Origin of the sequence: Staphylococcus delphini (assembly GCF_900636325.1) — a bacterium.
In the GTDB taxonomy this organism is placed as follows: domain Bacteria; phylum Bacillota; class Bacilli; order Staphylococcales; family Staphylococcaceae; genus Staphylococcus; species Staphylococcus delphini.
On record NZ_LR134263.1, the window covers coordinates 1055946 to 1070153 of the forward strand.

General features: G+C 34.5%; 8 protein-coding genes. All 8 read right to left on the minus strand.

Annotation, left to right across the window (positions count from 1 at the left end):
* Positions 1-11: 11 nt before the first annotated feature.
* Positions 12-416 carry a hypothetical protein gene (locus tag EL101_RS04880; RefSeq protein WP_096597571.1) on the minus strand — a complete coding sequence of 135 codons (405 nt, stop codon included), beginning with the start codon at positions 414-416 and terminating at the stop codon, positions 12-14.
* 4 nt (positions 417-420) lie between these two features.
* Entirely contained in the window at positions 421-2466 is a 2046-nt protein-coding gene (locus tag EL101_RS04885; protein ID WP_096597569.1) for a phage upper tail fiber protein, read from the minus strand.
* 49 nt (positions 2467-2515) lie between these two features.
* Positions 2516-2836 carry a phage holin gene (locus EL101_RS04890; RefSeq protein WP_096597567.1) on the minus strand — a complete coding sequence of 107 codons (321 nt, stop codon included), beginning with the start codon at positions 2834-2836 and terminating at the stop codon, positions 2516-2518.
* 152 nt (positions 2837-2988) lie between these two features.
* The gene (locus tag EL101_RS04895) at positions 2989-3393 is read right to left on the minus strand and encodes a guided entry of tail-anchored proteins factor 1 (protein WP_096597565.1); all 405 of its coding nucleotides are present in this window, start codon (positions 3391-3393) and stop codon (positions 2989-2991) included.
* 49 nt (positions 3394-3442) lie between these two features.
* Complete coding sequence (locus EL101_RS04900) at positions 3443-6169, minus strand: tail fiber domain-containing protein (protein ID WP_096597563.1); 2727 nt, start codon at positions 6167-6169, stop codon at positions 3443-3445.
* Positions 6170-6209: 40 nt separating this feature from the next.
* Positions 6210-6389 (minus strand): hypothetical protein, encoded by a 180-nt coding sequence (locus EL101_RS04905; RefSeq protein WP_096597561.1) that lies wholly within the window; start codon positions 6387-6389, stop codon positions 6210-6212.
* A complete protein-coding gene (locus EL101_RS04910) occupies positions 6389-6745 on the minus strand; it encodes a hypothetical protein (RefSeq protein ID WP_096597559.1) in 357 nt (118 codons plus the stop codon). The genes EL101_RS04905 and EL101_RS04910 overlap by 1 nt, the downstream gene beginning before the upstream one ends.
* Positions 6746-6764: 19 nt before the next feature.
* The gene (locus EL101_RS04915; protein WP_096597557.1) at positions 6765-14177 is read right to left on the minus strand and encodes a hypothetical protein; all 7413 of its coding nucleotides are present in this window, start codon (positions 14175-14177) and stop codon (positions 6765-6767) included.
* Positions 14178-14208: the final 31 nt, after the last annotated feature.

A 14208-nucleotide genomic window follows, 5' to 3' on the forward strand; every position in this document is an offset into this window, starting at 1 on the left:
AATGTATTCTTTTAGATTTCAGATATTGTTAATGTTGGTGTGCCAGTGTATACTTCACTCATTGTTACGTAAACCACACCCTCAGGGTTGCTTACAGTTTTTATAATTGCGGCAACACCACCATTTACTCCCGATACACCTAAGTCAGTGTTTCCTAAACGTGTTTGAGACACTCGCATAATTCCATTTTTAACGTTTGAAACACTTATATGATAATTTTTGTTCGGTGTTACACCTTGAATAGTCCAGTTAGCAGTTGTGCCGCTCATATAATCGGGAGTTTTATTGTTTGGGAGCGGAAGAGGGGTGAAGTTGACTTGTTTCTTCCATAATTCGACCCCTCCGTAGTATAACTTATCAAATTCTACGCCTTGAAAGAACAATTTATCAGTATTATTGAGGTCTAAAATTGCCATAAAATCACCCTTTTATCAGATAAATAGTATTATCATCTTTTGTTGATAAGCGGTCATAACCGGCTTGAGAACCTGTCCATACGGTGAAACTTCTACCATCTCTACCGTCAGTACCATTCTTTACATCAATGGACTTATTATCACTAAATGTGATTCTGTTGCCCGTTGCAGTAGGCGTAATACTCTTGATAGAAATTGAGGTACCATCTTTACCATTAGCACCTCTATCTCCTGTATCACCTTTTGCACCATGAGGAATGTCTGCAGTCTTACCATCAGAAAAAGTAACACGAGTCACTTTGGTAGTAGTGCCACCGCCTAACCAACCCCAACCACCCGTAGTAATTGAAGTTTCCTCAATATTTGAGATTTCAACATTCTTACCGTCTCTACCGGCAGCGCCTTGAAGTCCACGTTCACCAGTAGCACCTGTAGCACCAGCGTCTCCTTTAGCACCCTTAGGAATAGTAACTCTTGTGTTGTCACTAAATGTGATTACAACATTGCCGTCTGAATTTGTAACTGTATTGGTAATTGTAATTGATTTACCATCTTTACCGTCTAAACCATTTGTAACTTGTTGTAAGCGTTCTTCCAATCCAGTAATATGTTGTACTTCATGGTTATGCGATAGTGGGGCATACACACCGTTATGGTTATGATTCTTTAACGCAAACTTTTCATCTGCCTCAGCTTTATAGTTTTCTAAACTTTCAGTAGATGCTGATTCAACTTTTTGACTCAATTGTTCTGATAACCCAGTAATATCGCTGATACTGTGAGTATGCTGTTTGTTAGCTTTTGATTGTAATCCTTCCTCAAGCTCAGTAGTAGCTGCTTTAGATGAAATTTGTTTAACAAGAGAGGCACTTAATGCACTATCTTCTTGCAATTTTTGAGCAATCTCGTTTAACGTGTTTAAATTCTCTGGTGCACTATCAATAAGCTCTTCAATCTTTCTATCAACATACTGTTGGTTTTGCTGAGTTACTTGAGGAGCGACACCTTCAATTTTACGATTGATTTCAGCTAACTCTTGTTGTCTTAAGCGAGTTATTTGTTGTTCAGTCGATTGTTCAATTAAACTTAACTTTTCTTTTAAGCCAGCTACATTATCCATTGGAACATCACTCAAGGCTTCAACTCGTGCTTTAACTTCTGTTAATTCATCATCAATCTTCCAGAATCCAGTGTCTTCATCAATAGTTACGACACTGCCGTCTCGTCCATTTTCACCTTTTAGTCCTCTTTCACCACGCTCGCCATTAATCCCTTTTGGAATAGAAATGACAGTGTTGTCAGAAAACGTAATTTTGACATTAGATGGGTCACTATCATTGTCTATATTGTTGATAGTTAATGAGATGCCATCTTCACCTTTGTTACCCTTAGGAATTGTGATAGTTTCGCCAGTGCTAAATGTAATTTTCTTATCGCCATTGCCTAAAGTCTCAGTATTAGATATTGTTACGCTAGTACCGTCAGCTCCACGTTCACCCGTTAAACCACGAATACCGGCTTCACCACGTTCTCCTCTTAGCTTGTGACCATTCTCGGCTAAATATTTTTGCACTTGGTTTGATAATAAAGCGTCAATTTGCTCTTGTACTTGTGGAAGAACTTTAGAAAGGATATTACTTTCAATAGCTTCAACAGTTTCAAGGCTGATAATATCTTCTTGAGCAATATCAGCAGACGGGTTGATTCTGACACTCAAACTATTAGCAGAAGGATAAACTTTACCATCATATAAAATCTCTAAGAAATATGTTCCGACAGGTAATACTTGATTGATAGTTAATGCAATAGCACCATTCTTTACTTCAAAACTTTGTTTAAACACAACTGTGTTCTTACTTGTTGATAAGTAAACAGTGGCTCGCTGACTCGAACTTTCAGCTGCATACTCTTTTAATGACTTGTGAGACTTTACTCCCGCATTGTTGATAAGTTTAATTAAGATAGGGGAAGTATCACCTTGTTTTAATTGAATAGATGACACTTCTTTGAAGTCCACATAAATTAATTCATTTAATAAATTTTTAGCCAATTTTGTAATTCTCCTTTAATTGAATATTCTGTATGAGGCAACATAATAATTATTTGTTTCCTTCTCGAATATCAATATCATCGCCTAATGGTCTGTTCTTAATTTGTGATAATGTACCACCAGTTGCTTTAGCATATTTCTTTTCTGCTTTGTACTTGTTCAATTTATCTTGCGCACGCTTAGCTTCAGAAGTAACGTTGTTATTCTTGTACCAAATCATAAAAGAAGAATAACCACCAATAATTAAGTTAATCGCTTGTTCAACATCACCTTCAACGAATGGGAGAGGATTATAGCCACGTGCTAATAAAACTTGGTTAATTGCTGCGTACACGAATAATGCCGTTCTAATAATCATTTTAATATCCATAAGTATTTATCACTCCATAATATTTAATAGTTAAATAAAAAGAGGTAGTCATAAAGACCACCTCAGTCAATTGATTATTTGCAAATACCAAACCAGAAACATGCCCAGAATGAAGCTGCTAATTTAAACATAAAATCACCACCTTTAATTATTTACATTAAACCAAAAGTCAATCGAACCCATGTCCAAACAAGTGTGCCTAATAATGAGAAACCCACACCGTAAATAGCCCATTTAAGTTTATTTCTTTCGTGCTTTTCGGATTCTTTATCTGCTTGTAGTAATTCAATTGAACTTTGTAATTTTTGTTGGGTAAGAGTGTTTGTAAAGATTGTTTCTTTAATAGTATCTACACCATCAGCTATTTTGTCTGACTTTGTTGTTTGAGCATCGTTGTTTTTATCAATTTTGGTTTCAATCTCTTTGAACTTCTCATCAATCTTTCTCTCTATTTTTTCATCTTGCTCAGACATTTCCCTTTTCAAGTCTTTTAAATCAGCTTTTATATTTTTAACGTCGCTCTCAACGCTAGACACTCTGACCTCTAAACTTTGCACACTATTATTCCTCCTAAATATAAATATAGTGGAATGAGCACCTTTATATTTATTTTAATTTTCTTTCTAACTCTTCAATTTTTGCTTGTTGTTTTTGTACGGCGTCCCATAACAATGAAGTCATTGTATATACATCGATAGCATCTCCTTCTTGAAGAGCTTCATCTACGTCCTCAAGGATTACACCATACTTAGTTTTTTTATATCCTTCTTCTAAATCAGATTTAAGATTATATTGTTTCACTTTAGTTTTCTTCAACAGTTCTAATGTGTCTAATTTTAAATCTTCAATGTTAGTTTTATATTTACGTGAAGATACAGAATTTAATTTGCTCGCACGAACTGGTTTGTAAGTGATTGACTTACCTCGGTTGTACCCTCGTTTATCCGTTACACGTAATTCACCATCAACGCCTACGTAGAATGAGTTACCACCAGTCTTAATACCAGATGAAATTAACACGTTTGAGTTTGCTAAGTTACCTGAACCCTCACCGTTAAAGTACACTGATTTCTTACCGTTTCGTGATGTAATCTTATCTGCTTGTACACGTCCGATGTTTAAAGTTACTGCTGCTGAAGCTGAACCTGATGCATCTAAACCATAAATAGTAGGGTTCTTAGACTTCATAAATCTGAAGCCTGCACCTAGCTTCTTGGATAAATCACCAAATACTAATCTACCTGAGTTATCTGAACTTACACCGAAAGCAAATTCATTCGTTCCACTACGTAAGTTTTCATGTGGTCTTAATCTAATATCTGACTGGCGAGAACGTCCGTAAACTGTTGCTGCGGCATCAAGATGAATTTGTCCACCTGTAGCTTGTAACCCAATTGCACCAAAAGCCGAATACATTGTAAGCCCACGTGCTTTTGAATATGCATGTGAGAAGAATTCAATAGTACCAGAAGAAACAATTCTTCCTTGGTGGTCATAGTTCTTACCTGAGCCATCACGGAAGGTGGAAATACCATCAGAAGAATAATACAATGAGCGCCATGTGTTGTATTGTCTCGTACCGTCTTTTTGCAAGTCATTCACAAAGTCATAACCGTAAGTTTCATTATCGATTAAGTCACCTTGTGGGTCGGAAATACGTACCATACCATCTTCAATGTTAATCTCTTGAATCCTGTTACGTTTAATGCCATCACGCCATATACGCTCATAATAACCACGTGATTTAATAGCTCCACCATTAATTTGGATAAAAGCATTAGGGTCAAGTTTATTTTCTGTGTTCTTAAACGAAGTCATACCATTGAAGTCGATGTTGCTTGCTTTAATTTTGATTCTTTCAGCTGATTGGTTGATTAATGATTTAACTTCTTCGGCACCGACTTTTCTACCGACAACGCTTTCTAATCCTTCTGCGGTCTGTGTGATTTGTGCGAATTTTTCTGTGTTAGCTTGTCTATCACGCTCGTAGATGTTCTTTTTGACAACATTAGTACTCATTTCAGTTTCTAAGCCAGTGATTCTATCATTATGAGAACCAAGTGTCCCATCAATGCGTCGAATTTCACCATCAACTCTCTTGAACTCATTCATAATATCCATATATGATGGTGTCCAAGTAGTAGGACGGTTACCTTCTTCTACTTTTAAGCTCATCGGTTGGATAACAATAGCGTTAGAATGTTTGAAATAAACATAATCTTTTCTTTCAGTAAGATGAGTAGTTGGAATACTTAACTTATATTTTTTAAATTCGTTTGATGCTTCAATTTCTAAATCTTGAGACCATTCTAGGTTACCGATTTTAAAATTGAATGTTCCTTGTGTATTTGCTTTAGCATAAAATGATACTGAAGCAAAGTTGTTAGGTTCCACTTGTTTTTCTAATTTAATACCATAATAAGAGGAAGTTGTATAGCTACCAGTTGGAGTTACGGTAAGTTCTTTCTCGTCAGATTGATTAAACGTAAATGCGCTATCTGATGTAGTAGGGGTAAAGGTAGATTTAAAACTTGTTCCACCTAGTAAGTTTCTTCCACCTACTGTTAAAGCTCTTAGCTCGTCTCTTAAGTCGTCTGTAAGTTTCTTTACGACCACTTTATCTTCTTTAGTTCTGTAAATATCTTGAATAACCGAAGTGTCCCAACCAGCGATTGGTTCCCAATCCATTGCGTCGATTCCGTCATATCTGAATACTTTATTTTCATCAATTACATATAAGGTGTCACCATTGTTAGGATTAGGATATTGTTCACTTCGTTCCTGAATTGTCTTCACATAAGGAATCCAGTTCATCATTCGACTATCACCAGCTGTATTAGCGTAATCGCCAGCAGCATTTGCATAATCTCCACGGTCTTCAGCATATTCACCTTGACGTTGAGTGACTCGTCCAATTTCTTCAGTCTCAATGAACAACTCTTGTAACATTGTAAGTTCACTAACGTCACCAATTTGTTCTAAGTCCTCATATACTTCATAACGGAATACAAGCGATGTAACACGTTCTCTGTCTTTATATGAAGCAAATCGTGCTTTATATTTACCTGTATATTGCATATCGGCATGACGCAATTCATAAACAACAAATTGTTCACCGTCATAATGCGCTAATCCAGTATTGCGTGTGCCTGTTTCTTCATGTTCAATAGAGACAGTGAAACGCTCACCTTCTTCAAGTTCCATTTTTCTTCCGCCATCATACAACTCAATGTATAAATACGCTGAGTCATATTGCACAAATTTAATTTGAGGATTAGGATTTTGTTGCTTTACGTCTAACTTTAAAACGTATGTATTATTAAATTTTGGCACTAATAGCACTCCTTATTTATAGAGTAAAAGCCACAAGGAATTATCCCTGTGACTCTTTCATTAATTCGTTTAATCTTGTTTTTAATAAGTCATTTTCTACTTCGAGCTCCATAGTATAATCAAGTTGGCTGGTCATACTACGCATAGCTTTGTCATATTTGGCTCTAAGATAGCCTAATTGACTTTTCAATTCTTCAGCACTTAACTCTTTATTGTCCATTATAATCCTCCTTGAGCTGCTTTTAATCTTGCTAACTGTTCTTCAAGCTCTCTAATTCGTCTTTGTTCTGGAGTTTCTAACTCTTTATGCACAAAATCATATCCAGCTCTAGGAACAAGTTCATATTTATTGTTGATAATTTTCACTCTTAAATCGTCTAATTGTTCGTATATATTTTCATCTATAATAAAAGTGATAGATGGGACGTCTAAAGAATTATCTGTCCCAACTGAACATCTTGAAAAGTTTCCTTCTTCATCAATGCTATTTAAAGCAATGGCTAGTATGTACAATTCAGTAATGTATTTACCATTTTCATCTTGTACGCTATCATACGTTTTTATAGGTCTTAACATAATCTCACCTTACTCAATATTATTTAGAATCTGTCATAGTCATGCGTGTAATTCGAAAGCCACCATATTGTGCATTATAGGTTCCTTGAGACAAACCAGCTTGTAACTCAAAGTAACCGGTTGAGTTATCAGGCTTTTTGCCGAGTTTCTTTTCTAAATCAATTGTGATTCGTGGGAACACATATCTTTTAGAAGATATCTTTTCTTCATGCAATGTATCGCCACCAGTCTCAGTTCTCCATCTTAAATGAAGCATTATATCATCATCTGAAGTATAACAAGAGAGGTGGACAACCAAATATCTCTTATTGTATTCATACGTATAGCGGTTTACTCGAGCCCATGATTTCCCACTACTTTCGATGAGCTGCTTATATTTCCTACCTAGACTGTATGTACCCCAATCTAAGCCATACAATCCGTCTGCTCCAGTGCTGACATGTGGTTTATGATTATATCGTGTGTCTGAAATACTATAAATCGCATTGGAAGAGTAGAATTGTGGCTCATACGCTTGCACATTATTAACGTTTGTGTCATAACTGTTCTGAATTTTTGTCACACCATCTTTAATAACTGTAATTCCGTCTGGTGAAATACTAACGCTATCTTCTTTAGAATTTTTAGAAATCTTAATTGTATCTCCAGAAATCTCAACATTACCTTCAGTATTCTTAATAACAGTTAAGTCAGTATTGATATTTAAATTTTTTGAAATTAAATCAATACTGCTAGGTGATAAAGCAATCTTTGAAGCAAGCCCAGATGGGTCGAATAAATCAGATGGTGATAATGTCCATTTCATTGCTTCATTACCTTTCTCTAACATTGGTAATCCATAGTAGAAGAACAAGTCAGAATCAGGAGAATTGTTTACACCTTCGTATCTTAATAATGCACGCATAAACTTTGTTTTACCATTAGGTGAAGTTGCCGGAATAACACCTGTAGTCTGTACTCTAAACCACTTGTCAGGAACGATTTCACTTGGCTGAACAGCTATTCTTGTAAAATTTGGATTACTACTTTGACTAATATTTTCGTATGTCGCTAACTCAATATATGGTGTGCCATTCATCAATTCCTTTGCTCTTGACGGTACATATAAGTAAGCCGAGAATGTTAATTCATCACCAACTGAGTATTCTAAGTTGTCGCCAACTGGTAACATAGGGGTAGCGAGTGCGTCCCATTTATTATTATTTGTGTATGTCAGCTTAGTGACTCGATGTGATTTGCCAGCTTCATAAGGTAGTGGTTGATTTCCTTTGACTAACGTTGCTCTTGACACAGACATGCTGGCTGTATTATTTGTACTATGTTGTTGCCCCACATAGAATAACATTGATGTACTAGCTGCTGTGGCTCTAATATTTAATGTGATTCTCTTTTGCCCCGAAATATTTACTGTATAGCTTTGTGATTCAGGAAAGTGGGGGATTACAGAAATAACTGAAATATTTGCATCATTCTCAGTTTCGAACTGCAATGTATATGTAGAACCAACTTCTAACGGCTCTGTCAATTTCATTTCGACACGTTTATAATTGTTCGAACCAACAACAGTGTTATTAAAACCATTGTTTAATAATAAGTTGTTGTTAGAGTTAATACTCATTTCATCTAACTCAGGAAAACTAAAGTTTGGGTTTGTGCTAGTGTCTGACCAATAAGCATTAGGAACAGCGAAATCAGTGTTACTTAACATATTTCTAAGTTCAGATTTTTCTTTAAGCTCTTTAACTTCAATATTAATACTATCTGCTGCTTGCTCAATCTTAGAATTAACTTTTTGAATATTAGTTTCTGTCCCTAAGTATTTTGTATAAATTACATCGATTGTAGTAACGCTACTATAGTTACCATAAGTGTTAATAGCTGGTATACTATTATTCTTTAACTCAAATTTAGGGTGGATACCAGTAGTACCTTTCTCATCTAGAATGGTTAATTCGAATCCTCTGCCGACACCTTTACTTGTGAAAATTGCTGTCGCTGATGTAGCAGTAGAATTATTTCTAGTCCTAGCAGTTACCTCATAAGAATATTTATCTTCGAAAGTACTACCTAAGTGTTCAATTAACGTTTCTGCATTGTTGCGTGTAATTTGATAAGATTGCTCATAAGATGCTACTTTTTCTAATTGTGTGTTAAGCTCTGTTCGTGAGACAGAAGAAGTGATTCTTTCTTTGTTTTGCTCAATAAACGATGTATTGTTTTGAATTTTAGTTTCAACTTCGCTTAAAGCACTCTCGAAGTCTTCAGGAGAAGGTGTCCAATCTAATTCTTTATTACCTTTATATAAAGATATTTTTCCTACTGTCTGACTATTTGAGTTAGAAAGAATAACAATGTAAATGTTCTGATAGTTTTTAGTATTAAACTTAATTGTCTTATTGTTACTATAAGCAACAATTGTGTTTGAACCTTTATTGTAAAACACGCCAACAGTAACATTATCGCTATTCTCATGCACCTTAAAAACATAGTCTGTGTTTGGTTCAAGAGACAAGTTGTAATCATCGTATAAGCGGATACCAAGGCGTTGTCCATTAATCATCGAAATAGTGTATTTACCAGTGACACTTACTCCGTTAGACTTATAATAAATTTGACTATTAGTTTGGTAACTTGGTAATAGATTGCGATTACCAATCTGAATTCCGTCAATCTTACCTTCAATTTGAGGTAAGTATGTAGTTCGCCATTCTGAACCAGACACTCGTGAAGCAATTCTTTCACTTTCAACTGAGAACTCACTTGATTTCCATTGGTCAAATCTATCTTGGACTTTCTTAGCTTCAGACTCAGCAGCTTTAAATATCATTGCATCGATAGCTTCATTGATAATCTTCTCATAATCATTTAAAGAATTATTATATGAGGTAAATAGTCTTTCAACACTTGCTGACTCTACCTCAGTAATTTTGTTGTCTGCGATTGCATTAGAAACAGCTTCTGATAACTGGTTTAAATTATCAGTTAATGTCTGTAATGAGTTCGTTACTCTATTTTTATACTCAAGAGGTAAGTTCTTAGAATTTTTAACTGTTTCGCCTTGTTTAGTAATTCGAGTTCTTTCTATTGGAATAATGCGCATTAAAGACTTTAGCGACGCTTTTTCTTCAGCTGAAATTATTTTATCTTCAAATGATGAAACAACTTCTCTTTGTAAACGCTCAGAGGAAGATTTTAAATCTCTTAAATCACCGTTTACTGATTCTTTGAAGCTATTTAATTCACTAATAGCTCTATTTGCAGTTGTATCATCTGTATACTTAGACGCTTTCACCCAGTCGTTTGGGTTATAAAGTTGTCCTTGTAATTTTTTACCGATAGATACTAAAATATCTCCAGCTTGACCTTGAGTCCATAAGTCTCCAGAGTCATAAGGTGGGGTAGGTTCACTTATAAATACACGTCTTTTACCATCAGCAACATCTAAAGCGTTCTTTGAGTTGTTTAACGCTTCAGTAATAACTTGGTCTTCAATAGCTTTCCAAGAATAGTTACCGCCTTCTTTAACGAATCTGTATGCAACACCAGACTTAGTATTTAAGAAGAAGTCTCCAACATGAGCTTCTTTTAATGTGTTTGTGTTCCAATCCTTTGCGGGTACGTTTGTTAGAGTAGGAGCATATGGGTAATAGAACGTTTCTATCGCACCATCAACTTGTTTTTGTAAACTATCAATTTCTTCATTGACTTGTTGAACCACTGCATTAAATTTTTCTAACTGTGTAGCTGCTACGTCACTTGCAATATTAACTGACATCTTGTTTAATGCGTCTGTAATTGCTGCTGAGTATTCACTTAACTTAGTTGAATATGTTCTTAACAACTCATCAACTTGATTTTTTTCTTCTTGTGTGACTTTGGAGTCCTCAATAACAGAAGTTAATAATCTACGTAAATTAGTATGGGTAGCAACATAAGGGGAGCGTTTAGCTGAAACTAAATCACGTATATTCTGATTGATATATTTGCTAGCTAACAATATTTTGTATTGCTCCTCAACATCAGTAAACTCTCTGTCTAACATGTCTAAATGTACTTGAATTCTAATTTTTTCTTGCGCAGTGATAATACCGTCTTTAAAGGAATCTCCTAACAACGATTCAAACTCTGTAATGTTTTGTTTTATATCCCTCAGGTCATTATCAATCTCTTCTTTAAGACTATCAAATTTACCTTGTAGTCTACCTTCTGCATCTTTTGAATATTTATCTGAGATAGCTAAAATTGCTTTAGAATATTCATCTTCAAAAGTAGCGATAGAAGTTTTGTAGTTCTCATATTTTTCTTTATAATTCGATTTCTCTTGCTCATCTGAGCGACCATCTTCAATCATTGACTGTACATAGTTTACAAACTCTTCATGATTCTGTTGTAAAGTCGAATAAGAAGCGTCTAAAGTCGATTTCAACTCAGTCGGTAATTTTTCATTATTAGATACTGTATTGTGTCGATTTGTAATATCTTCGAGTTCACTAACAACAATTAATAACATCGTTTTGATATTTTCGATTTCAATACTATCAAAAATATTATCTGAGAAAGCACCCTTAATGTATTCGTCAGCATCATTGATTGACTTGCTTAAATCCTTTAGCTCATCTTTAATATCTAATGAAATCTTATCTGCATAATCATGTGACTCATTAATTACTTGATTAAGTTGATTGTTCAGGTTACGTTCCATGATTTCTTGAAGAATAACAAGAATATCTTTTACTTCTTCACGATATTGAATTAATGAATCATTTACTGATTTTGATTCTTGGGGAGTAATCTTAGAGTCACTAATTGATTCATTAATGTTTGTCACTAAAGATTCATAAATACCGTTATATACCGCAATTGCTTCGTCTAATTTAATAATATCTTCACTTAGAATGTAAGGGTGATTATACGCTTGTTCAACTTGTTGCTTAAACTCACTGTTCTCTTTCTCAAGTGTTGTTAAAGTATCTTTAATTAAACGTTTTTCCACATCTGTAATAATACCGTCAGCAAAAGTTTCTTTAATAATATCGCTAGTTTCATTGACAATACCTTCAACGTCAATAGCTTCACTAATAGCAACATTCAATTTTCTGTCGAACTCATCACGAATTAAATCATTTTTAACTTTACTTTCTTCAGCAATCTCTTTCTTGAGTTTATCGAAATAATCTTCACCTTCTGAAGATGTCAAATGGAATGATGATTTATCAATAGTTAATCCATCTTTATCGAATCTAAAGCTGCCAGACTCATTTTCCATTGTTAATGACTCCCCGACAATCATTTTACCAATGAGCATCTCTGCGTTTACGCCATCAGGTGTAATACCAGTTTTAAAAGTTTCACCGTTATCTTTAGTCATAGCGATTACGCCACCAACCATAATGACGAATTCACTAGGATTTTCGTTAGAAATAACTTTGACGCCGTGTGAACCAATGTCAACTGTTTCGTTGCCCGCAAGTACACGTTTCTTATTAGCGTCCCACTCAGCTTCAATTAATTGAGACATTCTAGTTAATTTTCCTTTTTGTTCACGAATTTGTTCTTTATGGAAATTAACTTGTGCCGCACTAGATGCTGTTGAAGCGATTAATTCTGATACAACTTCCGCACTATTTTTATAATCAATTACATCACTTACAGTAAGAGTTACATTATTCTCATCAAAGTTGATTTGAATATCAGTGATATATGCCTTAAGTTTCTCGTCAAATGCTTTATTAGAGAAAGTGATAATGTCACCAGCTACTAATTTATCCCAACTGTGTTTATCTTCTAAAGACTGAATAAAGTTTACAACACTAATGTTCAATGTTCTATTTAATATTTTTTGCTTCTTCATTTGTTTGATAGCGTCATCGTATAACTCTTTAGCTTCTGTATGATTTTCTTCTGTCCATATAGCGCCATACACAAATTGTTCTCGCTCTTTATACAATTCTGGTGAAAGAAAACGCTTAGGATTCATTGACTCAATCAATGATTTCTTTTCGTCTTCATAGTTTTTCATACGTCGCTCAATAGTAGCAACTACTCTTGACTGGTCGTCAACTAACTTTTTGTACTTCTCATAGTTGTATTTTCTTTCTAATTTTTCTCCTTCTAAATCCTCATAATCGTTTTTAGAAGAACGTGTTAATACAACTCTGTATTCTGGTCTAGTACTTAATGTTTCAATCGTATATTTTAATTTATCTTTATACTTTAAAGCGTCTTGAAAATCACCGGCGTCAATCTTGAGGTATAACCAATCGTTAGTTGGAACATCATAGACTTGACCTTGGAATCTGATACGTGATAGGTGACCTAAGTTTTGAATCATCAACACATAATATGATGATTTCTCAACGATAATATCAAAACTACTAGACTTGATACCTAAATCAATGTATTCAGATTTAGGAGTCAACAACTCTTTGCGTTCTCTCAATCGTTCAAATGTAGCTGCTAATTGATTTAATTTAAATTTTTCATTAGAATGGTCAGCTAAAATATCAGTGTATCGTTTACTGAATGCTTCAGCTTCTTCTTTTTTAGAATCATAATATTCTTTATAATCCAATAGGGCGTGAGCTAACTCATCTGACATATAATCACTATGCTTAATAACATTTCGTTCTACATCTCTTTTGAAAGGGTGGAGGAAATAAGAGAAGTCTTCGATATAATCAGTTCCGGCAGGATTAACACTTTGAATTGTCAAACCGTTATTGCCAAACGGATATAGTCTTGTTATGATGTCTTTTGAAACAAATGAATCTTCAAATGATTTTAAATAACTATTTTCTCTTATTCTTAGACCACGATTCACACCTACGTTTTCTTTATGATAGAACGATATTTCACGGTTGTTGTTGTCAAATACAGCCACCGAATCAAATAATCCATTAAGTTGCTCAATCAATCCCATAACGGTTGTAGTTTGAGCTGTTAATTCTCTCTTTACATCATTTAATTTACTGTCAATTGATTTAACAGACCATAAAGGGGCATATGTTTTTAACACTTCATTCATCGAATTTTCTAAAGTAGAACCTAATAATTCAACCTCGTTTGCCGATTTTTTAGATAATTCGTTGCAAAGTGAGTCGGCTGTTACTTCAATTGAATCAGATTCGGTAGAAACTTTCTTGATGTCATCAATTACAAATGTATCTTTAAAACCATTATATTGATATTCAATTAGATATTTGTTCTTGATTAAATCAAAAATAGGATTCTTTTTCTCTTCATGTTCTAATTCATCGAACACTACCGGTGCGATTTGAAAACTGATTTGGTTAATATTCGTGTGTTTAAACGTTCCTTGTAATTTGGTGAAGCCTGTAATACGTTCTATTCGTGTATAGTCTGGTTTTAACAACCATAATTTTGGCTTTGGTCTATCTTCAAAATCAAAAGTAAAATGTTTATTTAAAGCCATTTGTTTCCCTCCAATTATTTTGTGCAAAAAT